Here is a 23,418-nt window from a genome sequence, read left to right as displayed (position 1 = left end):
AGATTAGGGCTCCCGCATCTATGGGCGTTTTCCGCAATGAAAACGCTACTGTATACCTCTTTCGGGATACCCAGGAACAGGGAAAATGCTCTAGCCAAACTACTTGATGTTGCGCACTGAGGGAGTAACTTCGATGTAATCCACCGGCGCATATTCGCGATAATCGCGCGGAATGCGGGACTGCGATTCCAGCTCTCCCGGAGCCGCTTTGTGCGCCGCACCCGGTTGCAGCTCTGAACGCAGATCGGGAATCGCATGCAGCTCCAGCTTGTCTCCCTGCTGCAGTGTGATTCTGTTCGCCGTGAACCGGGTTGAGGTCTGCCCATCAGGATTGGCGTCGAACTGTGCCGGAGGCAGCGTATCGTCCGCCTGCCACGAAGCAATCGCTTCCCCATTGCGCTGCAGCTCATACCGCGAGACACCGCGCCAGATATCGAAGTACTGCACCGCGATGTCATATGTACCCGAGCTCTGCTGGAAGGTATACGCGAGCGTGCAACCCTCGGCTTTGTGGCAGACCACGGCTTTGCCGCCGGATGCCGTCTCCCATGGAGTGACATCCACCGGTTCATACCCGGACCCGATGACCGCCTCAGCCTCAACCCGTCCGGCGTCGTGGCCTACCCTGCCCTGTGCATCAGGAATCTGCGAGATGCGCTGGAACCAGTTATTGATGGCATCGCGCCACACAATGGCGTGCCCTGCCTGGAAGCGGAAGAGGCGAAGCACCTGCTCGTAGCGTTCGTCATCGACCATGCCATGAAGCTGCTGCCAGCGGGTGACGTAGGTTCCAGCCTGCGCTGAGGCACTGTAGTGCGTGTCATAGATGGATTGCACCAACGTCTTCCCGTTACGCAGTTTGTAGTCGTAAGGGACGTGGTGGAAGAAGAGCAGCAGATCCTCAGGGCAGGTGGCAAGCGACTCGTACTTCGCCGCGAGCTGCGGCGGATACTGCTGAATATAGCCGGTTCCATTGGCAGTGCGGTCCATGCCGATGCCGTCCTTCTCGCCGCGAAACCACTGGCCCCATCCATTGCGCTCCGCCGATTCGATGCCCGGGCCGAAGTGATAGCCAAGAATATTGGTGAGCGTCCCTATGCCATTCGGACCGGTGTAGCCCTCGTAGACCTGCCAGCTCTCAAGCTGCAGCGTCGTAATGAGCTTCACCACCTCAGGACGATTTCCCCATGTCAGACGCGCCCAGCGATCGATGATCTGGTCAGGTAGCTGGTCTGGGTTCCACGCCAGCTTACCGAAACCATACAGGTTGGCCATCGCCATCGGATGGTGCAGCCAGTTGGCCTCCATACCGACATTGGTGACGGAGACGAAGCCGCCCCGGCGCGGTTTGCCATTCGCAAGAGGAAAGCTGTGACCGGTTACGATCTGCTTGACCGGTGTGCTGCGATCGTCGGCATGCAGATCGGTATCCAGCACCCAGTGCCACATGTTTGGCAGCCAGACCATGTGCCGTTGCTGACCGGTGTACTCCTGTGCGGTCTGCAGCTCGATGGCGACGTTGGCGCGACGCAGCGCGGCGAAGAGCGGACTTACAGGCTCACGCGCCTGGAAATCGATGGGGCCTTCCTTGATCTGGATGATGACGTTGTCTTCAAACGTACCGTCGTAACGCGCGAAGTTATCCACGCCGGCACGTGCACGGTCTGCCTTATGATCCTGCCAGTCGAGATGGTTGTTATAGACAAAGCCGCGATAGAGCACCACGCCATGATGCGGCGCCAGGGCACGTGCCAGTACGTTGGCTGCATCTGCAGGCGAACGCCCGTACTGCGATGGCCCCTTGCGCCCCTCCGAATCTGCTTTGACCGTAAAACCGCCAAAATCCGGAATGGCGCGGTAGATCTCATCGACCTTCTCTTTCCACCACGTTGCCACAGACGGATCGAGAGGATCGAAGGTCGACATACCACCCACGGTCTGCGGCGACGTGAGATCGATACTCATCGCAAGCCTGACACCCCAGGGACGAAAGACCTCGGCAAGACGCGCAAACTCGCGGATATGAGCCGGCGTCAGCAGATCGAGATCTGCATTCACGTTGTTGACGTTGCAGCCATTGATTCCGATGGAGGCCAGCAACCGGGCATACTGCCCGGCTCGGGTCAGGTCCTCACGGACATGGCCATTCTCGAAAAAGATCGATGCCCCGGCGTAGCCGCGCTCGATGGTGCCGTTCATGTTGTCCCATTCATCGGTCCAACGGATGCCGGCTGCCGCCGTCTGCTGCTCGTGCTTCGGCAACAGCTGCTCCGAGCCGATCAGCTCCAACAGGTGAAAGACACCATAGAGCTCTGCCTGCGGCGTATTCGCCGCAATACGAATACCGCTGGCCGAGGCGTCGATGGTGTAGCTGTCCAACGCCTCCGGGCTCGTCCCCGGTGTCAGCACCAGGCGGATCACCGCACCGCGCTGTGCCGATGCACTCTGCGCAGCGATCTCCGCATGAACACCAAGCATGCTGTTGAGACCACGCTGAAGCTCTTCGGCGGCCGCGTGTTCTATGGATGAGTCAGAGGAAGGAACGATACGTGTCGGCACAGCCCGATACTGCGCTGTTGCTACCGGAGCATAGCGCAGCCAGGCAGCGGAACCATCTTCTGCATGCATCGGCTGCAATGACGATAGCGCAATCATGCTTGCGAAAAGTGAAACAGGCTGCAGATGGTGCCTTTTCAAAATCATCGATTCTTTTTCCTGTCTTTCGGGCTACCGGGGAACGGGGTAGCTTCCGCTGATCCGGAAGCTCACGGTCTGCGATTGCGCACCGGGCTGCGACCCACCGATGGCTATAGAGTACTCGCCCGGGAGAACAACACGATTACCGTCGCCATCGACCTGCGAGAGATCGCGCGCCGAAAGCTCAAACGCCAGCTTGCGCGCCTCGCCCGGTTTGAGCGTAACCCGCTCGAAGCCCTCAAGCTGCAGCTTCGGCGACAGACCACCGTTGCCTCCAGCCGGCGGAAGCAGATAGAGCTGCGCCACCTCTTCTCCCGCGCGCTTGCCGCTGTTTGTGACTGTAACCTCGACCTTCAGCGGATCGCCGGCGTGCAACTCATTGGTCGCTGCCTTCGCTCCGGAGTACGTAAAGGTCGTATAGCTGAGACCGTAGCCAAAGCCATAGAGCGGCGTGCCCTGGAAGTAGCGATAAGTCCGGTTCTTCATCGAATAATCATCGAAGGCGGGCAGATCGCCGACTGACCGATAGAAGGTCACTGGTAGACGGCCAGCAGGGTTGTAAACACCGAGCAACGTATCGGCAATAGCCTTGCCGCCGAACTCACCCGGATACCATGCCTCGAGAATCGCATTCGCATGCTCCTGCGCCCAGGGTGCGGCAAGCGCGGAGCCGTTCATCAGCACCACCACCATCGGCTTGCCCGACTGCGCAACCGCCTCCAGCATCTGCTGCTGGCTTGCAGGCAGCTTGATGTCGGTGCGATCGCCCCCATCGAAGCCTTCCACCTTGATCTTCATCTCTTCGCCTTCAAGCTCCGGCGAAAGACCAATCATCGCAATCACCATGTCCGCATCACGCGCTGCCTCTGCCGCCTGCTGTTGCAGCAGGCCCGCCGGAGGCACCCACTCCATCGTCAAACCTCCACCAAAAAGCGGAGCCTTGTGCACATAGGTCACTTCAATGGAATGTGGCTTAGTGTCTTCAAAACGAATATGGAAACGCGGCGTCGTGCTCTCGCGGAAGTCCTTCGCGGGGGTCGAGAAGTTTGCCACCTCGTGTCCATCGACGGTCACGCGGTAGCGCTCTTCATCGCCGCATGGATAACAGTGCGCCAGCCGCATATTGAACTCGAAGTCGCCCGCCTGCGGAGCGGCAATATATCCAGTCCAGCGAACGCCGAAGAACTCCTGCTTCACCGCATCGACGGGGGCGGCGGAGTTCCAATCAAAATCAATCTGCGGGTCCTGCCGCACGGTAGTCGGCTTGCCTGCGAAGATATCCCCATCCGAGCCATTGAAGTACTCCGCCTTCAAACCATTGCGGCCGCCCGTTGCCGCTGTGCGGAACATGGTCGACGGAACCGGCAGAGGAGCTCCATCGGCATACGGTGCGCCCTCTGCGTAGACAACCTGTGCTCCACGAAGCGACTTACGCAGGGTATCGACCGGCATCTCGGGGTCCTTCGGAACAGCGTTGTAGTTGCCCTCCAGAGCGGCAAGCGACGCCGCGTTGGGGCCGATGACAGCAACCTTCTTATATTTCGCCGGCTGCAACGGCAGGATGCCGTCGTTCTTCAACAACACCATGGACTCTTTCGCAGCGCGCTCCGAAAGCGCCAGGTGCGCCGGAGCGCGATCCTGGCTGTACGGGATCTGCGCATAAGGCGAGCTCGATGGAGGATCGAAGAGACCGAGCCGCATGCGTGCGGTGAACAGACGTTCCAGCGTTGCATCGAGGTCGCTCTCCTTCAGCAATCCTGCACGGACCGACGCTGGCAGAACCTGGTAGGTCCGGCCGCAGTTGGTATCCGTGCCCGCGAGAACACCTGCGGCCGAAGCATGCTCCTTATCCGGCGAGTAGCGATGTGCCGTCTTCTGGTAGAAGTCGTCGATGGCCCCACAATCAGAAGTGACAAAGCCCTTGAACTTCCAGGCATCACGCAGGATCTCCTTCAGCAGAAGATCGCTGGCGCATGCCGGCTTGCCGTAGATGGCGTTATAGGCGCACATAATCGATCCGGCCTGACCTTCAACAATCGTGCGACGGAACTGCGGCAAATACGTCTCCCACAGATCATGCGCAGAAGGATCGATGTTGGCACTGTGGCGCGTATTCTCCGGACCGCTGTGCACGGCGAAGTGTTTTGGCGTAGCAATAGCGCGAGGATGCTGAGGATCTGGCCCCTGCAGGCCGCGAACAAACGACAGGCCAAGACTTCCGGTCAGGTACGGATCTTCTCCGTAGGTCTCCTGCCCGCGTCCCCAGCGCGGATCGCGGAAGATATTGATATTCGGCGACCAGATGGTCAGGCCGAAGTAGATGCTGTGAATGTCTTTGCGGACAGCATCGTTGTACTTGGCGCGCGCCTCGGTAGAGACCACATCTCCGATCTGCTGCAGGAGCGGCGCGTCCCAGGTCGCCGCCATACCAATAGCCTGCGGAAACAGCGTCGAATGACCGGACCGCGCGATACCGTGCAGCCCCTCGTTCCAGTAATCATAGGCAGGCACACCCAGGCGGGGAATGGCAGGCGCGGTGTTGACACTCTGTGCGGCCTTCTCCTCCAGCGTCAACCGCGAGACCAGATCGTGCGCACGCTGTTCCGGGGTGAGCGAGGTGTCCTGATACGGAAGCTTCGCCTGCGCAAGCGCGGCAGTCGGCAGCAAGCCGGCGAACAGGGTGAGAACATGTGTCAATCGCATGGCAGAAGACCTTTCGAAAACGATTGCGGCCGCGGATTCAAATGCAATCCACGATGCCATCAAAGATACCTGAGCCACAAGGCTCACTGCTGACGGTCGTCCAGCCTGCATTCGCGAAGATTTATCCAAAGCTACAGTATTAGGGGAATTGCTCTAAAAAGCGGTGCCCCACTCTTTGCTTTCTCATTCCAGCCGGCAACGCTGACCGCGGACTCTGAGTCGCAAAGAATGGGGCAACGGGAGTGTGTTTGAGATGCCCTAGTGGCTGTGGCCGCCCAGGACCTTCTGCAAGCGATAGTTCAACTCAAAGTAGCCGTAGTTCGCTCCACCCTCCGTCGGATAGATCGCACTGACGACCGACTTCCCGAAGGCATGCGCGTAGTACGTTCCCAGCGATAACTGCTTGGTAAGCGTAATGTCGGCGCTGATGTCATACAGCGAGCTGAAGCTGTTGTGGCTGTTCGCCGGCCTTCCCGTATAACCGAAGACCTTGTTATCGAAGGCTCCGCCACCCTGGTACCAGAAGTCCGAGGCCGAGGTGAGCTTGAGGAAGTGAAGATCGGAACGCAGATCCACTCTCTTGCTGGGCTTGTCGATAAGCTGAACAAAGGAGTCCGTGGAGTTCATCGAGTTGTAGAACGGGAACCGCGCATAGATACGCGGCGTGGGCAAGACCTGGAAGAAGGTGTTGTGCTTGTTATCCGTTGCATTGTTGTCGCCGGTGGAGCGTAGATAGCCGCCACGAACCCATGGTGTCGTCTTGACCTTATCGAAGCGCAGACCGCCCTCTACCGCGATCGCCCCTGCAGAATGATCCTGCACTCCCCAGGACCCGACCTGACCTGCTCCCCACAGCAGGAAGTCGACCGTGGTATGGCCCGCAGGCACCGCTGCCAGCAGATTGCCGCCAAAGGTGCCAATGCGGATGTTCTTGTGATCGAGTGCGCGTGCCGCCGCACTGCGGTTGTCCGTCTTGGTCAGCCCGGTACGACCATCGTGATAGCCGAGACCGAAAGCGCGAACGATGACACGCTGTTTCGCCAGCACATGCGTATACGCCACGTACTGGACATCGACATTCAGCTCAGGGTTGGCATTCATGTTGAAGACGCCCTGCGTCGCCCGGCCGCCCATCGCAGTCAGGTTCCAGCTCTTGCCGCCGAGCTTGCCCTCTATGCCATCAAAGGAACGCTGTCCGTTTGAGAAGCCGAAGTTGCCGATAAGGCGATGACCCACGCGGTTGGTCTGTACCCAGAGCAGCGTGCTGTTCTTGGGAACGATCTCCTGTCCGTCAAAGAATTCAAAACGGCCCATGCGCAACGTATTCGGCTCTTTCTGGAAGTGATAACGCAGGAAGCCCTGCCGGAACGAAGCAGCGGCGGGATTGCTATTGTTGTTGTTCGCGGCATAGTAAGTGCCACCCAGGCCAAGCTGGCCTTGCGCAGCAACCGGCGAGACCGCATCGGTCGGCAGCGCTAGCTCCGCGCTCTGACCGATCTCGAGTTGATAGTCCCACTGGCGAATGCGCTGCGTGATGCCAAGCCGGAGCAGGGAGTCCTGGTGGGCATAGCGTTCCGAGGTTGGCGTCGCCGCGAACCACTGCGTGACATTGCTACGCTCACGCAGGATAGCGGTGACATTTACAGCAGACGATGGCGGGGCGGCCGGCGACTGGGCAAACGAAGCCGCAACAGATGCCACCGAAACGAGGACGAAGAGAGCGGATTTCACGAAAAATCTCCTTATCAAGACACACCACGGCTGTGATCGCAGTCAGAGCATGCAGACGCGACGAAGAGAAACCGGTCAGACGATGAACAAGGAAGTGCCGTCCGTTATACGGCGAGCACTTCCTCAGCACTGGCCGTATCGACCTCCGCCATCGCGGGAGCAAGGGCTCTGCCGCCCGCCCCAACCCAGGTACGCGTCCACTTCCGTGAAACGATGCGCAGCATCACCAGCACCAGCAGTGCGAAGACGGCGTAAGCCGCGAAGCCCGTTGCAAATGATCCTGTGTGCTGTTTGGACTGGCCAAGCACATTGGGCAGAATGGAGCCGCCCAGTGCGCCGATCTCACCCACCATGCTGCCGGCAACCGCGGTTGCCAGCGGCCAGCGCAGCGGAACCAGCTGGAAGGTCGCTCCGTTACCGGCGCCCAGCGCGGCGAAGCACAGCATGAAGAGCACTGTCGTGACTACCAGGGACGGCGAGGTCACCAGACCGAAGATACCGGCAATGGCAATCAGGAAGACGACACTCAGCGTCGTGACGCCGCCAACCCGGTCAGCAAACCATCCACCAACAACGCGGGTCATGCTGCCAAGCAGCGTGGCGCACATGGTGAGCGTTCCCGCCTGCGTCTTCGGGATGTGGAACTGTGCGACGAAGAGCGAGGGTAGGAAGGTCGCGAGACCGAGGAAGCCACCGAAGGTAATGATGTAGACGAGATTGAAGTACCAGCCATCGCGCTCCACCAGGCACTTGAGATGCTGGCGCAGTGTCTGGTGTTCGGAGTCGGGCGGTTCCTTGGCGAAGATGATCATTACGATCAGCGGAAGCAGCATGAACAGCGCAGCGAAGCCATAGACGTGCGACCATCCGTAAGCCTTCGCCAGACGCGGAGCGAAGAAGGCCGCGATAGCCGTACCGCTGTTGCCGGCTCCGGCGATTCCCATGGCCAGGCCTTTGTACTGTTTCGGGAACCAGCCCGCTCCCAGCGAAAGCGCAACACCGAAGCTTGCGCCGGCGGTGCCGAGCAGAACGCCCATGGCCAGCACGTTCGAGAACGAGTGCACAAAGAAGTAGCCATAGAGCAGCGCCGCGATAATGCAGCTCATCTCCACGATGGCCGCGCTCTTACGGCCGATGTACTGGCTCAGCACACCGAGCGGAAAACGCATGAGAGCACCTGCCAGGGTGGGCAAAGACACCATCAAGCCGACCTGCGCCGGCGAGAGGTGGAACTGCTCGGTGATGAACGGTCCCATTGCTCCGTTCAGCACCCACACAGCAAAGGTGAAGTCGAAGTAGAGGAACGACGCGAAAAGCGTCGCTGGATGACCGGATTTTAGAAAGTGCTTTACGTTGGCCATTTGAAAGGCTCCTGAGATTAGAAATGTCGAAATGTAATGCGGCACGAAAGGTACTGCTACGACAGGAGCGAACTTCCAGGTTCGGCTCGGTACACACTCGCGGCGGCCATGGGCGCGAGAAAGACATACAGAACAGTGCTATTTCAGAGCGGAACGCTCGACACATACAGCGCACTGTTTGAAGTTGGGTTCGCGGCTGATGGGGTCAAAAGCACCCAGAGTCACGAGGTTGGAATTCTGCTCAGCGAAGTGGAACGGCATGAAGACCTGTCCGGGAGCGACAATCCCGGTAATGCGCAACTCAACGTCGCGAACATAAGCACGCCTGGAGCGGACCGTGACACGATCATGCTGGCGCAGCGAGAGCCTATCAGCATCTGCCGGATTCATCTCTAGCCATGCATTGGGAGACATGGCGTCAAGCATGGCAACAGCGCCGGTTTTGGTGCGCGTGTGCCAGTGCTCAACGGTGCGTCCGGTATTCAGAATCAAATCGAATTCGGTGTTCGGCTGCTCCACGAAGGGCAGGCACGGAACACAGTGCAGCAGAGCACGGCCGTTCTCGCGGGGGAACTGGCCATCGCCGTAGAGTCGTTCCCCGCCCCACTGTCTGCCACCTTCATCTTCGAGCTGCTGCCAGGTGAACCCGCTGTAGTCGCACATGCGGCCCGCGGAGACCTTCTGCCACTCGAGCCACGCATCATGTGTGCTGCTCCATCCCGGGAAGAGCCTGTCCCGTACACCCAGCCGGTCTGCAAGCGCGAGGAAGATATCAAAGTCAGAACGAGACTCGCCCGGCGGCGTGGCAAAGGCATTCACTTTGCTGACGCGGCGCTCGGAATTCGTATACGTCCCTTCCTTCTCTCCCCAGATGGCCGCGGGAAGAACCAGGTCGGCATAGTCCATCGTGGGTGTTGGATAGAAACCATCCTGCACCACGACAAACTCCGTCGTCTCAAAGGCCTGCTTGAGCAGGTTGAGGTTCGGGAAGGAGACCACGGGATTCGTGGCAATGATCCAGATCGCCTTGACCTGCCCCTTGACGGCGGCCTCGATGATGTCCGGGTAAGCAAGACCGCGTGCTGTCGGCAGCTCCTCTTCTTCAACATTCCAGATGGCTGCCAGTGCCTTGCGATCTTCAGCGTTATCGAACTTCCGGTAACCCGGCAGAGCCGTGGTGAAGCTGCTCTCGCGCGATCCCATCGCGTTGCATTGACCGGTGATGGAGAAAGGAGCCCCGCCTGTGCGGCCGATATTGCCGGTAATCATTGCGAGGTTGTTGATCGCCGCGACCGTATGCGCGCCCTGGGTGGAGTGGTTCACACCCATCGTCCAGCCAATGAAAGCCGACTTCGCCTCTCCGTAGAGACGAGCCACCTTCTCGATGGTCTCGACCGTAAGCCCTGTGGTCGCGCTGACCGCCTCCGGCGTGTAGTCGGCGACGAAGCCGACGAATTCTTCCAGACCTTCAACATGCTCGCGGATGTACTCGCGATCGATCAGGCCATCCCGCAGCAGAATATGCGCAATACCGTTGATCAGCGAGATATCGGAGCGCGGCTTCACCGGTAGATGAAGATCGGCCATCATCGCAGTCTTGGTGACACGCGGATCCACAACAACCAGCACCTGCCCGGGCTTCTTGCGCAGGCGGTTGCACAGGATAGGATGATTGTCCGCAATGTTCGCGCCGATCAGCAGTACGACATCCGCCGTCTCCATATCGGCATAGGACCCTGGAGGTCCGTCTGAACCGAAGCTCAGCTTGTAGCCTGAAACCGCGCTGGCCATGCACAGCGTGGTGTTGCCGTCGTAGTTGCGGCTGCGGAAGCCGAGCTGCACCAGCTTGCCGAGGGTATAAAACTCCTCCGTCACCAACTGGCCGGTGCTGATCACACCCAGCGAGTCATTGCCGAAACGCTCCTGGATCGACCCGATATGCGTCACCATCACCTCGAGGGCTTCGTCCCAGGAGATCGGCTCAAGCGGAGTGCCGCGGCCGCCGCGGCGCAACATCGGCGTGGTGGCGCGGCCGGCAGCCTCGACCATCAGGTGCTCACTGAGTCCCTTGGGGCAGAGCTTGCCCAGATTCACCGGATGGTCGGGGTTTCCGCGTGCGGCAACAGGGCGTCCGTTGCGCGTGCCGACCAGCATCCCGCAGCCAACGGAGCAGTAACCGCAGGTCGTCTTCGTCCATGTGTCCGCGATACGCGACTCAGAGATGTAGCCGAAGCGTGCATCTTTGCCATAGCGATACTGCGTCCGCGCGATATCGAAGCCCAGCCAGCGCTGCATCCGCTGCAGAAACGTGAGCGGCTGCATCCTGGCGCGGTCTTCCGCCACAGCGTTGGCGTATTGTGTCACCCGCTTCTTCATGCCGCCGCCTTTCCATGGGATCCGCTGCTGAAGGTCAATCCCATGCTGAGCGGAACAACGGAGACGAAAAAGAGATAGCGGTTCAGAAGAACAGCGGCAGAGGCCGCGGCAAGTGAAAGCCAGGGCATCGGCGCCAGCAGGAAGAGCACAGCCTGGATAGCGCAGATCCAGGAGAGTGCCACCTTCCACCAGAGCTGTTCGCCGCGCAGATGGTTGTAGCTGGCATGGCGCTCAAAGATCGCGGAGCCGCGAAGCCGGGCGATGCGCGTGATCTGGTTCGCGATCCAGAGGACGGCAGCCAGGGCTACAGCCCGGGGATGCGGCGTGACGTGAGGAAGAGCTACCGTCAGACCAACTGCCTGCAGCCGTGTTGCAATCCAGACCGCAGGCGCCTGCATCACCGCCATCACCGGCCCAGCCATCAGAAAGGCCGAGAGCACGAAGTCAAGCGGTGTATGCATCATGTTCCAGGCTGGACGTGCCTTGACCAGATAGATACGCGCGCTGGCAAGCGTTCCTGCAAGTCCGATCATGGCCGCCACAAGCGCCAGCGGAGTCACCGCGCGCTCCAGCACAGGGCGCATCAGCGACGCCCACGCAACGCCTGTGGATACTGTCAGCGTGACCAGGAAGAGCGTGAAGCATAGGACCTCACGGCTCAGCCACGAACGCTTCCACATCTTCAGGGCGCGCCACGCATAGGCAGGCCGTCCGAGATGGAAGATGGAAATGTTGATCGCGATGACAGTAACCAGCAGCAGCAGCGTCAGACTCACCGCTCCGAGGTTGCGGTCCAGCAATAGACCGCAGAGCAAACCAAAGGCTGCCTGCATGGCAGAGGTCATCACGACAAGAGAAGGATGCGCATGTTCAAGCGCGATGGAACCGGTATCGACGCGATCGAGCCAGGTGACGGAGCTCTTCTCAGGCAGGGTGATGCGCGTGGTAGAGACCGTCTGGCCAGAAGGAGGCATACCCGGCGAATCGGCGAGGGAGTGGTCCGCCGTCCACTCGTTCTTGTTCACGATCTCGATCTGGATCGCATTCTCCGGGCATGCATTCACACATGCAGGCTCGCGGTTATCGAGCAGACGCTCGCGGCACATGTCGCATTTGCCAACGACGCCACGCTCTGGATTGAACTGCGGGACGCTGTAAGGGCAGTTCCACACGCAGTACTGGCAGCCGATGCAGGCTTCGGCAGAGTGCAGCACGATGCCTGTAATCGGATCTTTGCTGTAGGCATCGACAGGACATCCGCGCAGGCAATCGGCGGTGAGACAGTGGTTGCACCCCATCGAGAGGTAGGTGCGCATCACATTGGGATAGATGCCGCCTTCCAGCTCGCCAACGCGGCGCCACTTGATATCGGCCGGGTTGCCGTTCTGCTCATTGCAGGCAATCTCACAGGAGCGGCAGCCGATGCACTTCGTCATATCGAAGTGGAAGCGGTACTGTTCTCCGGCCTCGAGCGGCCGCGACGGAATCAGCGCATTTACCAGCGAGGGTGCCGCTCCACCCTCGACCAGGGTGAGGCGCACCAGCTCAGCGCTGTCGGTCTCCATCGCTCGTTCTTGAAGCGGCAGTGCCACGTTGCTCCCTCGTTCCTTACCTAGTACACGGCTTAGTAAACGTCCCGGTGATACCGGCCGTCGTCATGCATCTGCGAAACATACTCGCGGGCGGCTTCGTTGCTCATACCGCCGTGCTTCTCAATCAGTGTGTGCAGCGCCGAGTCCACATCTTTGGCCATACGCGAGGCGTCGCCACAGACATAAACGCGGGCATCTTCCTGCAGCCACTGCCAGAAGGTCGCGCCGTGCTCGATCATGCGGTCCTGCACGTAGATCTTGTGCGCCTGATCGCGCGAGAAGGCCGTATCGAGCCGCGTGAGATGGCCGCTCTCCGACATGGAGCGCAGTTCTTCGCTGTAGAGATAGTCGGTCTGCGCACTACGCTCGCCGAAGAAGAGCCAGTTGCGGCCCTTCTGTCCAAGTGCCTCGCGCTCATGCAGGAACGCGCGGAAGGGAGCGATGCCCGTGCCCGGCCCGATCATGATGATGGGCGTATTGCTGTCAACGGGAAGGCGGAACTTCTTGTTCGGCTGGATATAGACCGGCACCGTCTCGCCCACGTCGACCCGCTCGGCAAGCATCGTGGAAGCGACACCGCCGCGTTCACGGTTGTGCGAGCGATAGCGCACTACGCCGATGGTGCAATGAAGCTCCAGGCCGTGCTTCGCCGGGCTCGAAGAGATGGAGTAGAGCCGCGGCGCCAGACGCGGCAGCATCGTAAGCAGCTCTTCCGGTGCATCGATAGCGCCAGGATACGCATGCAGCAGATCGATCAGGCCGCGGTCATACAGGAACGTATCCAGGTGAGCGGCCTGCTCTGCCGGCAACAGCGCCGAAAGAGTCTTGCACTTCGTCTTCTCCGCAAAGGCCTGCACCATCTTGCGGCTCAAACGGGTGTGCTGGTAGTGATGCAGCAGAGCCTCACGCAGGCTGCAGGCGCCTGCCTTGGGAACCTCCACCATCGTGTCTGCACCAAACGGCAGCAGCGACAGCGTTTCGTCCACCAGCACAGCATCGTTCTGCGCCAGAACACCGCAGGCATCGCCCGCCTGGTAGGGCAGATCTTCGTTCAGCTGAAGCCCCAGGTGGATAGTGAGCTTGCTCGAGATATTCGAGGTCAGCGCGCGGCGATCGACCACGGTTGCATGCAGTGGATTCTCACGCGAATACAGCGACTGCTTTACCGGCTGAGCCGCCGCAGCGGCCGTAGCCACCTCAGCGTGCTTCGTCCCATTCGCACCGTTCGACTTCTTGCCGATCTGCGTAACGCACGTTCCCTTCCAGGCGGCGAAGGGTTCATCGACATCTACGTCGCTCTCGACGCGCGATGTGATGCGCAGCGCACCAAGGTCCGCCAGGCGGTCATCCAGCTCCACGCCGAAGCGGCAGAACTGTTCGTAAGTCTTATCTCCGAGACCGAATACGGAGTACCGCAGCGAAGCCAGGCTGAGAGAGTCCGCGCCCATCAGAGCATCGCGAAATGCCTTGGCATGATCCGGAGCCTCGCCATCGCCGTAAGTGCTGACGAAGAAGACGGCATTGGTCTGCTCTGCGAGATGGGATGGCGTCACATCCGTGAGCGAGGTAACCGTCGCGTTGTGGCCCGCGGTCTTCAGTTCCTTGGCGAACTTCTTCGCCAGGCGCTCAGCCGTTCCGCTCTGTGTGGCGAAGTAAACAGCCACATTCTCCGAAGCCGGTACGGGCACAGCAAAAGCTTGCGGCGCGGGAGCACTCGAGTAGAGACCCGCAAGAAACCCATTAAGCCACGCGCGCTGGTCGGCGTTGAAGGGAGCATCGTGCGGAATAAAAGGGACGGGCTGTGCGCTCACGCCATCACCTCCGCACGAACATCGCTGCTACACATACTGCGTAACTCCTCGACACTATGCCGGTTCGTGAAAGCGAGGAAACTCTCACCTTCCATGCACTGTGCCGTGTAAACCGTAAAGATCGCCTGCAGCGCAGGCAGCACCTCGCTGTACTTCATCGCTGGAAAGAGCTGCCGCGCCATGGCCTGATCGTTGTCGGCTCCGCCGCCGAGGTTCACCTGATAGCCTTCTTCGCCACCGACCTTCACGCCCATCAGGCCGATATCGCCGATGTAGTGCTGCGCGCAGGAGTGTGGGCAACCAGTCACATGTAGGTTGACCGGCTGGTGAATCACGAACATGCTGTCCAGCGCGCGCGCAATCTCCAGAGCATGCCCTTTGGTATCGGCGGCAGCGAACTTGCAGCCGCGATTGCCGGTGCAGGCAACGGTACCGCTCTGCACGCGGCCGGCTGCGGTCTCAAGCCCGGCCTGATGCAGCACACGACATGCCTCTGCAACACGATCTTCGGGAACGTTCGGAATAAGCAGGTTCTGCCACACCGTCAGACGAAGCTCGCCGCTGCCAAAGCGCTCGGCAACATCCGCAATGACGCGGGCCTGCACGATAGGCAGCCAGCCCACGGGAACACAGACGCCGATGTAAGAGAAGCCGGGCTGCGATTGGGCATGCACACCAAGATGTCCAGCGCGATTGATCGGGCCGCGTAATTCGCACTCCGAGGCATCGACGCGCAGGATCGGGAACGCAAGCTTCTTCTCAGTCTCTTCCAGGAACTTCTCGACACCCCAGCGATCGACGAGATACTTCAGGCGGGCCTTCTTGCGATCGGTACGATCTCCGTTCTCAGCAAAGACGCGGACCATCGCCGCAGCCACAGCAACAAGCTGGTCAGGGCTCAACAGCAAACCGCAGTCCGAAGCGAACTGCTTATGCCCGGTGATACCGCAGAGCAGAACGCGGAAGTAGACGCCCGCCGGCACGCTCTTCCCTTCACCGACAGAAACGGCAACAAAACCGATGTCGTTGGTGTCGGCCAGCGCGCTGATGGCGCCGCCGTTATCGAAAGCGATATTGAACTTGCGCGGCAGGCCGAACATATCGCGCGAGTTGGTGATGTAGTTCTGCAGCGCATCGGCGTAGGGCTGTACGTCGATCAGCTCCTGCGGATCGTACCCGGAGATAGGCGATGCGGTGATATTGCGAATGTTGTCCGCGCCGGAGCCGACTGAACTCATGCCGAGCTTGCGAACGCCGTTCAGCACATTGACGACATCTTTCGGTGCGCACTCGCGAAGCTGTATGTTGGCGCGGGTCGTAAGATCGATGCGGCTGTTGCCGAACTTTTCAGCAATCGTGGCGACGCCACGCATCTGCGCGGAGGTCATCACTCCGCCGGGAACGCGCATGCGCAGCATGAAGGAGTCCTGCGCGGGGGCTACATGAAACAAACCGTGGAACTTGAAGCGATAGCGACGCTCCGCATCAGGAGCCTCGTTGGAGGCTGCAGTCTGCAGCAGCTCATCCCACAGATCCAGTGGATTCCGCTCGTACTTCCAGAGCTCTTCTGCGCAGAGATCAGAGATTGGCGTGCCGAAGAAGGTCTCTTCCGTGGCGGGCTCGGCGAAGTTTGCACTGCCGGCCGAAGGCTGAGAGGTGATCTGTCCGGATGCAGAGTGCCCGACATACGGGCGCTGCAACACACCCGCAAAGAATCCACGGAGATACTGTGCCTGCTCATCGGAGAAGCCCGACTGCGGCGAGACGAAATTGTGTGGCATCGTCGACATAAACATCCTCACGCGGCAAAACAATCGGTGGATGATGTACGACGGCCTGAATCACCTGTGCGGCAATGCGAAAAACTCCGGAACGAACGCAGCAATCCCACACGCACACATCGGCGGTGAACTCAGGCTCGTCGCGGAGCAGCTTACTAATCTTGAAAATGCTCAGTTTGGCGAAGGCGGACGCATCAAGGGGCCGCACCTTCAGATAACACCTTCAGGCTGCCATAGCCGAAGGGTTCAATGGTTGGAGTATAGGTCGATACTGGATTAGGCGCAAGGTCTTTTCATCGGGGATTCGCTATTTCCTCGCAATCCTCTGATAGAAAAGGAATTCTGCGCATTCACCCTAGAGCATTTCCCTGTAGGTGTAGAGTAGGGCTTCCTCATCTATGGGCGTTTTCCGCGATGAAAACGCCGCCGCACTCCCCTTCCGGGATACCCAGTAACAGGGAAAATGCTCTAAAGCATTTCCCTGTAGGTGTAGAGTAGGGCTTCCTCATCTCTATGGGCGTTTTCCGCAATGAAAACGCCGCTGCACTCCTCTTCTGGAATACCCAGCAACAGGGGAAAATGCTCTAAGAACGATCAATTGGCGTTTTCGCACCTGATCACCGTACAGTTCTAGAATGAGATTGATTATCTTTTAATCAATTTCCCCCGGAATCAACGCAGCTCAACCCGTTTTCGGAGAGTCATGCCCCACGCCAGCTTTGAAGGATTGCGAGTGTTATCTCTAGAGACCCGCCGCGAGCGCGAGGTGGAGAAGCTCATTCGCACTTACAACGGTGACCCGCTCGTGGTTCCTTCCATGCGCGAGATTCCGCTCAGCTCGAATACCGACTGTGTGGAGTTCGGCCGCCGCCTGCTCGCAGGGGAGATCGATCTCATCGTCTTCATGACAGGTGTGGGCGTGGCGAAGATGATGGAGGTCCTGAGCGCCTCCTTCGATCGCGAAAAAATATTGCAGCAGCTACGCGAGCGGCAGATCGTTGCCAGAGGTGTAAAGCCGGTCGCCGCATTGCGTGAGTTACAGGTTCCGGTCGCCGTCACTACAGCAGAGCCGAGCACATGGCGTGAAGTACTGGCGCAGATGGACAAGAAGTACGGCGATAAGCTCGCGCGCTACAACATCGCGGTGCAGGAGTATGGCGCCACTAACCCTGAGCTGATTGCCGAGCTGGTCCATCGCTGCGCCTCTGTCACCAAGGTTCCGGTCTATCAGTGGGGGCTCCCGCTCGACATTGCACCGCTGCAGGGAGCGATACGCGAGATCATCGATGGCTCCATCGACGTCGTCCTGTTCATGACCGCGGTGCAGGTAATTCATCTCTTCCATGTGGCCAGCGATATGGGCGTTGCTGATGAGATGCGGCGCGCCCTCGAGTCCATCGCCATCATCTCGGTTGGACCGACGACAACCGAAGAGATTCTGCACTACGGTCTGAAGCCTGACTTCGAGCCGTCGCGGCCGCGCATGGGCTTCATGGTGAACGAAGCAGCACAGTACGCCCGCAAAGTGCTTGCAGAGAAGCGTTCATCCGATGCCTTTGCCGGCGCCAAGCCGAAAGATGAGGCGGCGACGATCGTCTCGAAGCCGCCCGGATGGCCGGTGCAGCAGGTTGCTCCCTCCACCTCGACGATGGCTGGCTTCCGTGATGGCCTGGCGCCGCTCGATATTCTGCAGCAGGTAAGCAGCAGCCTCACCTCAACCGACGCGCTGCACGTCGTGCTTTCGCGTATCGTTGCCTGCGTCTGCGCGATGGTGCCGTGCGATTCCTGCTTCATCTACACGCTGGAAGAGGACAAGCTCGTCCTCCGCGCTTCGCGGAATCCGCATGCCGCCGAAATCGATCAATTGAAGGTCTCCGTCGGACAAGGCGTCACCGGATGGGTCGCCGAACATCGCGAGCCGGTCTCCATTCCGGAGCGCGCCAGCGAAGACCCTCGCTTCAGCGCCTTCCGCAATCTTCCCGAAGACACCTTCGAAGCCATGCTCTGCATTCCGGTGCTCTGTGCCGGCCGTGTGGTGGGCGTCTTGAACCTGCAGCACAAGCAGCCCTACTTCCATACCGACCTTGAACGCCGCCTGTTGGCGACGATCGGCGTTCTGGTAGGCGCTGAAATCGAGCGTGCACGCCTCGAGACTGAGAACCTTCAGCTTGCGGACCGGCTCGAATCGCGCAAGACAATCGATCGCGCCAAAGGCATTCTGCAGCGCGACCTGAAGATCTCCGAAGATGAGGCCTACCGCATGATGCAGAAAGAGAGCCGGCAACGGCGGAAGTCGATGCGTGAGGTCGCCGACGCGATTCTGCTCTCCGAAAGCATGCGGTTCGCGATCAAGCCCGCAGAAAATCGTTAGAGCATTTTCCCTGTGGGTGCGGCGTAGGGCTTCTGCATCTATGGGCGTTTTCCGCAATGAAAACGCCACTGCGCATCTCTTCCGGAATACCCAGCAACAGGGAAAACGCTCTAGTCTGACTATAACGATGCTGCAAGGGCATAGGACTTTTGCCCGATTTCATCTGCTGTTCTCACAAATTACCCTTGGCGCATCGAAAAAACGATTGAGGACGACGTGATGCCCGTCAATACCCCCGGACTGTCCCGTAGAGAGTTTGCATGGGGCGGTCTTGCGACCGCGTTCACCATCCGTTCCGCATTTGCCGCCGGTACGGTTACTCCAACCCGCGTACTGCTGGGAACCACCGGCAAGGTCAGCAAAGGGATCTACACCGCTGACTGGAACGCAGCCACCGGCGAGCTCGGCGCCATTACGTTAGCGGCTACCCTGGTATCACCGAGTTTCCTCGCCACCCGCCGCGTCGGCTCGCTCACACGGATCTATGCCGTCAGCGAGGACGGTAAAGACGACTCCGGCGTAAACGCCCTGGAGACCGTTCCCGGCTCTCGCGAGCTTCGCCTGCTGAATAAAGTCTCTTCCGTGGGCAGCGGCCCCACGCATCTCTCCCTCTCGCCAGATGGTCGCTCGGTCTTTATCGCCAACTACGGCGGAGGCAGCATCGCTTCCTACCACGTCAAGCCGGACGGCAGGCTGAGCGAGGCTGTCTCTCATTTTCAGTACGAAGGCGGCGGCCCTGATCCTTCACGGCAGACGAAGTCCCATGCCCACTCGGCGCAGGTCTCCCCCGATGGCCGCTTCCTTCTGGTGAACGATCTCGGCCTCGACCGGATCTGCATCTATCGCATTGATGCGGCAACCGCTGCACTCACGCCCAACGATCCTCCGGTCTGGCAGGCAAAGCCCGCGAGCGGCCCTCGACACATCGCGTTTCATCCGAATGGCAAGTGGCTCTATAGCGTGAATGAGCTCGACTCGACCATCGATATTCTTGCGTGGGATGCTGCCCGCGGCCGCATCACGCCCATCGACCGCGTCTCGACTCTGAAGCCGGACTTTCCCCCGCATACCGCCTTTGCCGGCGAGATCCTGGCCTCCGCCGACGGACGAAACGTGTACGTCGGCAACCGCATCGCCGACCAGACCATCGCGGTCTTCGATATCGACCGTGCCTCGGGCAAGCTGAAGCTCAAACAGCTTGCACCCAACGGCGGCAAAACCACCCGTCACATCGCCCTGGACCGCACCGGCAAATGGATGATTGCCAGCAATCAGGACAGCGGCGAGGTGGTTGTCCTGCAACGCAATCCTGCTACGGGCGAACTTTCCGGCCCGGTACACCGGTATCCACTGGATACACCGATGTTTGCCATCTGGATCTAGGAGGAGCATGGCCTCAGTTGTTGATCGCAAGGATGTTCGTTTTGATGTTTGCAGTCGCGGCAATAATGCACGCTTCCCTGCCTCTGACAGTCAGCGCGTTGCTCAGGTTGAATACTGTACCAGCGCGGAAGATGTAGTCCGCACTCTGCAGCAGGCAATCGATCGCGGACAGCGGCCGACCGTGCGTTCTTCAGGCCACTGTTACGAGGACTGGGTCGTCAACAACCCGGGCGGTGTGCTGCTGGACGTCAGCATGATGGACCGTGTCACCACCGGCGAAACTCCGGGCAGCTACGTCATCCAGCCCGGAGCGAAGCTCGGTGTTGTCTACGAACGGCTCTATAAGCTGGGCGGCGCGGTAATTCCCGGCGGTACCTGCTATACCGTCACCGCGGGCGGACACGTCTCCGGAGGCGGCTATGGAACCCTGGCACGCATGTACGGCATTACCGTCGATTGGCTGACCGGTGTTGAGATCGTTATCGTCAACCAGGCCGGCAAAGCAGAGCTCATCTACGCCGACGCGCAACATCACCCCGCGCTCTTTCGCGCGTTACGCGGTGGGCAAGGCTCGAACTTCGGTGTGATCACCGCCTTCCACTTCGCCAAGCTTCCTCCAATGCCCAAGCAGGTGCTCACCGCCAATATCTCCTGGGACTGGAAGGAGATGACGCGCGAGAAGTTCGTTCGTATCGTCACCACCTATGGCGATTACTGGGCCAAGAACGACAAGAACCCCGCGACATATCCCGTCTTCACCAACCTCGTTGTGGGTAACAGCAAGTCCGGTCGCATAGGCCTCGGTCTCCATTACGCCCAGACCGGCGACGAAAACGAAGGCAGAGCGTGGGTGCAGGATTACCTGAATCTCTTCCAGACATGCAGGCCTTCCGCGGATGCTCCCCCCGATTATCTGCAACAGCAACAGGATTTTGGCCAGCAGCAGCAGAGACCACTGGTCGGTGACACCGTCTGCTATGGAACGCATCCCGTACGTGCGTTGAACTGGGTGGAAGCAACGGTCAGCGGACAGGGAGGCAGCGGCCTTTACGGCTCAAACCGTCGCCGGTCCAAGTACAAGTCCTGCTACATGAAGAAGGGCTTCACCGTGGCGGAAGCTAACGTGCTCTATGACCAGATGACGAGTGACGCAACCCGCGGTCTCATCCTGGCTATCGACTCCTACGGCGGCATGGTGAACAACCCTGCCCGCATTGCCGATACCGCGATACCGCAGCGCAACTCTATTCTGAAGCTGCAGTACCAGAGTTACTGGCTGAACGAAGCAGATGATGCTTTCCGTCTGAATGGAATTCGCCAGTGCTATAAGGCCATGTACTCTACCCCCTCGGCGGACCCGAAGTATCCGGGCTATCCCTATCCGAACGAGAACTTCGAGGGCTGCTACATCAACTATGCGGATGCCGATATGCTGGAAAGCCCGGAGTGGACCACGCTCTACTACGGTACTGGCGATCTCTATCCCCTGCTGCAACAGGTGAAGAAGGAATACGATCCCCACAACCTGTTCCATCACTCGATGTCAATCCGACCGAAGGCATGATGATGCAAGAGTACAAACCAACACGCCGCGCTGTACTGCAGGGAATCGCTGGAGCCGCCATCTGCGCCGCCCCGATGACACGCGCCTTCGCCGCCATTGGCGACGGCATCACCTTCGAGCTCGACCGCGAAGGCGGCTGGATCCATAGCATCGTTCGCGGAGAGCGGAGACACAGCGAAAAGGCTGACCTGCCCTCAGCCATGGTCTATGCCAGTGACCAGCAGGTACTGCACGTGACTCACGGATACACGACCTATCTCGGCCTGCCCGCGGGCGCTATCTCCAGCTATCGTGTCGAGCCGAGTGGCTGCCTGCAGCGGCTGACGACACAGGGTCTCTCGCTTACCGCAATGTCTCCGCACCACATCGCCATCTCTCCCGACGGCCGCTCGCTCGCCGTTGCCGCCGCCGGAGGACGTGTGTTGAACATGCTCTCGGTTACGGAAGAGAACGCCGCAGGCGAGGTAATCGCCGTCCATCGCAAGCTGCGCGGAAGCATCCCACAGGAGTTTCTCTTTGACCGCGACGGAGTCCTGTGCGTCGACAGCCATCGCTATGCGATGCTCGAAGGAAGACTTGCACGCATCGGAGGCTGACGCTTGTACCGATCTTCGATTCGCTCGATGGCCGTTGGCGGACTTCGCCGGATGGCCCTGGGCCTGACACTGTTATTGCCCGCGATCACCTGGCCCCAGAACTTCACCGAGATCAAGCCCACGCCCCAGCAAACAGCGTGGCAGGATCTCGAGTTCGGCGTCATTCTTCACTTCAGCACCAACACTTTTCTCGATCGCGAATGGGGTGACGGCACCGCATCGCCTTCCACCTTTAATCCGACATCGCTCGATACTCGCCAATGGATGAAGGCGATCAGAGCCTCTGGCGCGAAGTACGTCGTGCTCGTAGCCAAACATCACGATGGCTTCTGCCTGTGGCCTACGGGTCAAACGGACTACAGCATCAAGGCAAGCCCCTGGAAAGACGGCAAGGGAGATCTCGTCCGCGAAGCCGCGGAAGCCGCACGCGCTGAGGGTCTGCGCTTCGGCGTCTATCTCTCTCCCTGGGATCGCCACGAGCCGAAGTACAAAGACAATGCTGCCTACGATGCCTACTACCGTGCGGAACTGGAAGAACTGGCCTCGCACTACGGTGACCTGGTCGAGTTCTGGCTCGACGGAGCCGGCAGCGGCGGACACGTCTACGACTTCAAGAAGATCATTGAAACCCTGCGCACCTATCAGCCGAACACCATCGTCTTTGCCGACACCGGCCTCTTCGAGTACGGCGATGCACGTTGGGCCGGCGACGAGAGCGGCAAGGTCGAATACGAGAACTGGAACGTCGTCGATCGCCACGGATATCTGCGCTGGCGCCCGATTGAAGTCGATACACCACTTCGCAAGCTGCACTGGTTCTGGCATGCGAACGACGAAGCTTCGCTGAAGTCTGTCGATGATCTTATGGACAGCTACGAACACTCCGTCGGCAAAGGCGGCCAGTGGATGCTGGGCGTAGCTCCGGACAATCGCGGCCTTCTACCGGACAGCGATGTCGCGCGCTTGAAGGAGCTCGGCGAAGCCATCCAGAAGCACTACGGTGCGGCAAAGAATGTGGCGGCAAGCGCCGTTATGCCTGACGCCGAGACACGCAAGGCCCTCGACAACGACACCGATACCTTTTGGAGCGCGCCGGCAGGTTCCCACAGCGCCACGTTCGAGGTGCGACTTGCAAAACCCACAAGCGTTGACCGAGCCCTGACGATGGAGTGGCTGACCGACGGGCAAATGGTGCAGACCTATCGCATCGAAGCCTGGGTCGACGGAGCCTGGAAGCCAGTCCTATCGGGCCACGCAATCGGTCATAAGAAGATCGATCGCTTCCCCACCGTCACCACAAGCCGCTTCCGTCTGAATCTGCTGTCCACCGCCGGCACCGCCCGCATCCGGGAGTTCCAACTCTTCGCCGCAGAGAACTAGATCGTTCTGTGTTTGTTAGAAATTTATGGGTGTTCCTTGCCCACCCTGGCGTTGCGAACGTTCCCCAACGAA

General features: G+C 59.7%; 13 protein-coding genes. 5 read left to right on the top strand and 8 right to left on the bottom strand.

The window, feature by feature from the left end; translation table 11 throughout:
* Positions 1-99 precede the first annotated feature (99 nt).
* From AB4Y89_RS13580 to AB4Y89_RS13545, 8 genes are all read right to left on the bottom strand, one after another.
* Positions 100-2,703: an alpha-glucuronidase family glycosyl hydrolase gene (locus AB4Y89_RS13580; RefSeq protein ID WP_442301471.1), complete on the bottom strand. Its 2,604-nt coding sequence runs from the start codon at positions 2,701-2,703 to the stop codon at positions 100-102.
* A 24-nt stretch (positions 2,704-2,727) separates the two neighbouring features.
* Positions 2,728-5,400 carry a glycoside hydrolase family 3 C-terminal domain-containing protein gene (locus AB4Y89_RS13575; protein WP_442301470.1) on the bottom strand — a complete coding sequence of 891 codons (2,673 nt, stop codon included), beginning with the start codon at positions 5,398-5,400 and terminating at the stop codon, positions 2,728-2,730.
* A gap of 258 nt (positions 5,401-5,658) precedes the next feature.
* Positions 5,659-7,131: an alginate export family protein gene (locus tag AB4Y89_RS13570; RefSeq protein ID WP_442301469.1), complete on the bottom strand. Its 1,473-nt coding sequence runs from the start codon at positions 7,129-7,131 to the stop codon at positions 5,659-5,661.
* A 104-nt stretch (positions 7,132-7,235) separates the two neighbouring features.
* Positions 7,236-8,492 (bottom strand): nitrate/nitrite transporter, encoded by a 1,257-nt coding sequence (locus AB4Y89_RS13565; protein ID WP_442301468.1) that lies wholly within the window; start codon positions 8,490-8,492, stop codon positions 7,236-7,238.
* A 138-nt stretch (positions 8,493-8,630) separates the two neighbouring features.
* Complete coding sequence (locus AB4Y89_RS13560; RefSeq protein WP_442301467.1) at positions 8,631-10,868, bottom strand: molybdopterin oxidoreductase family protein; 2,238 nt, start codon at positions 10,866-10,868, stop codon at positions 8,631-8,633.
* A complete protein-coding gene (locus AB4Y89_RS13555; RefSeq protein WP_442301466.1) occupies positions 10,865-12,460 on the bottom strand; it encodes a DmsC/YnfH family molybdoenzyme membrane anchor subunit in 1,596 nt (531 codons plus the stop codon). Before AB4Y89_RS13555 ends, AB4Y89_RS13560 begins: the two co-directional genes overlap by 4 nt.
* Before the next feature lie 32 nt (positions 12,461-12,492).
* The gene (locus AB4Y89_RS13550) at positions 12,493-14,271 is read right to left on the bottom strand and encodes a diflavin oxidoreductase (RefSeq protein ID WP_442301465.1); all 1,779 of its coding nucleotides are present in this window, start codon (positions 14,269-14,271) and stop codon (positions 12,493-12,495) included.
* A complete protein-coding gene (locus AB4Y89_RS13545; RefSeq protein ID WP_442301464.1) occupies positions 14,268-16,061 on the bottom strand; it encodes a NirA family protein in 1,794 nt (597 codons plus the stop codon). Before AB4Y89_RS13545 ends, AB4Y89_RS13550 begins: the two co-directional genes overlap by 4 nt.
* A gap of 724 nt (positions 16,062-16,785) precedes the next feature.
* Between AB4Y89_RS13545 and AB4Y89_RS13540 the strand changes: the two genes are divergently transcribed.
* The 5 genes from AB4Y89_RS13540 (at position 16,786) to AB4Y89_RS13520 (ending at position 23,346) form a co-directional block, all read left to right on the top strand.
* Entirely contained in the window at positions 16,786-18,423 is a 1,638-nt protein-coding gene (locus AB4Y89_RS13540; protein WP_442301463.1) for a uroporphyrinogen-III synthase, read from the top strand.
* A gap of 219 nt (positions 18,424-18,642) precedes the next feature.
* A complete protein-coding gene (locus AB4Y89_RS13535) occupies positions 18,643-19,806 on the top strand; it encodes a lactonase family protein (protein WP_442301462.1) in 1,164 nt (387 codons plus the stop codon).
* A 7-nt stretch (positions 19,807-19,813) separates the two neighbouring features.
* Complete coding sequence (locus AB4Y89_RS13530) at positions 19,814-21,370, top strand: FAD-dependent oxidoreductase (protein ID WP_442301461.1); 1,557 nt, start codon at positions 19,814-19,816, stop codon at positions 21,368-21,370.
* Positions 21,367-21,966: a beta-propeller fold lactonase family protein gene (locus AB4Y89_RS13525; RefSeq protein ID WP_442301460.1), complete on the top strand. Its 600-nt coding sequence runs from the start codon at positions 21,367-21,369 to the stop codon at positions 21,964-21,966. Before AB4Y89_RS13530 ends, AB4Y89_RS13525 begins: the two co-directional genes overlap by 4 nt.
* Before the next feature lie 3 nt (positions 21,967-21,969).
* Positions 21,970-23,346 (top strand): alpha-L-fucosidase, encoded by a 1,377-nt coding sequence (locus AB4Y89_RS13520; RefSeq protein WP_442301459.1) that lies wholly within the window; start codon positions 21,970-21,972, stop codon positions 23,344-23,346.
* Positions 23,347-23,418 lie beyond the last annotated feature (72 nt).

The organism is Terriglobus sp. 2YAB30_2, assembly GCF_052114765.1.
Taxonomy (GTDB): domain Bacteria; phylum Acidobacteriota; class Terriglobia; order Terriglobales; family Acidobacteriaceae; genus Terriglobus.
The sequence above is the reverse complement of the archived record's forward strand: the minus strand, read 5'-3'. Positions and strand labels throughout refer to the sequence as shown.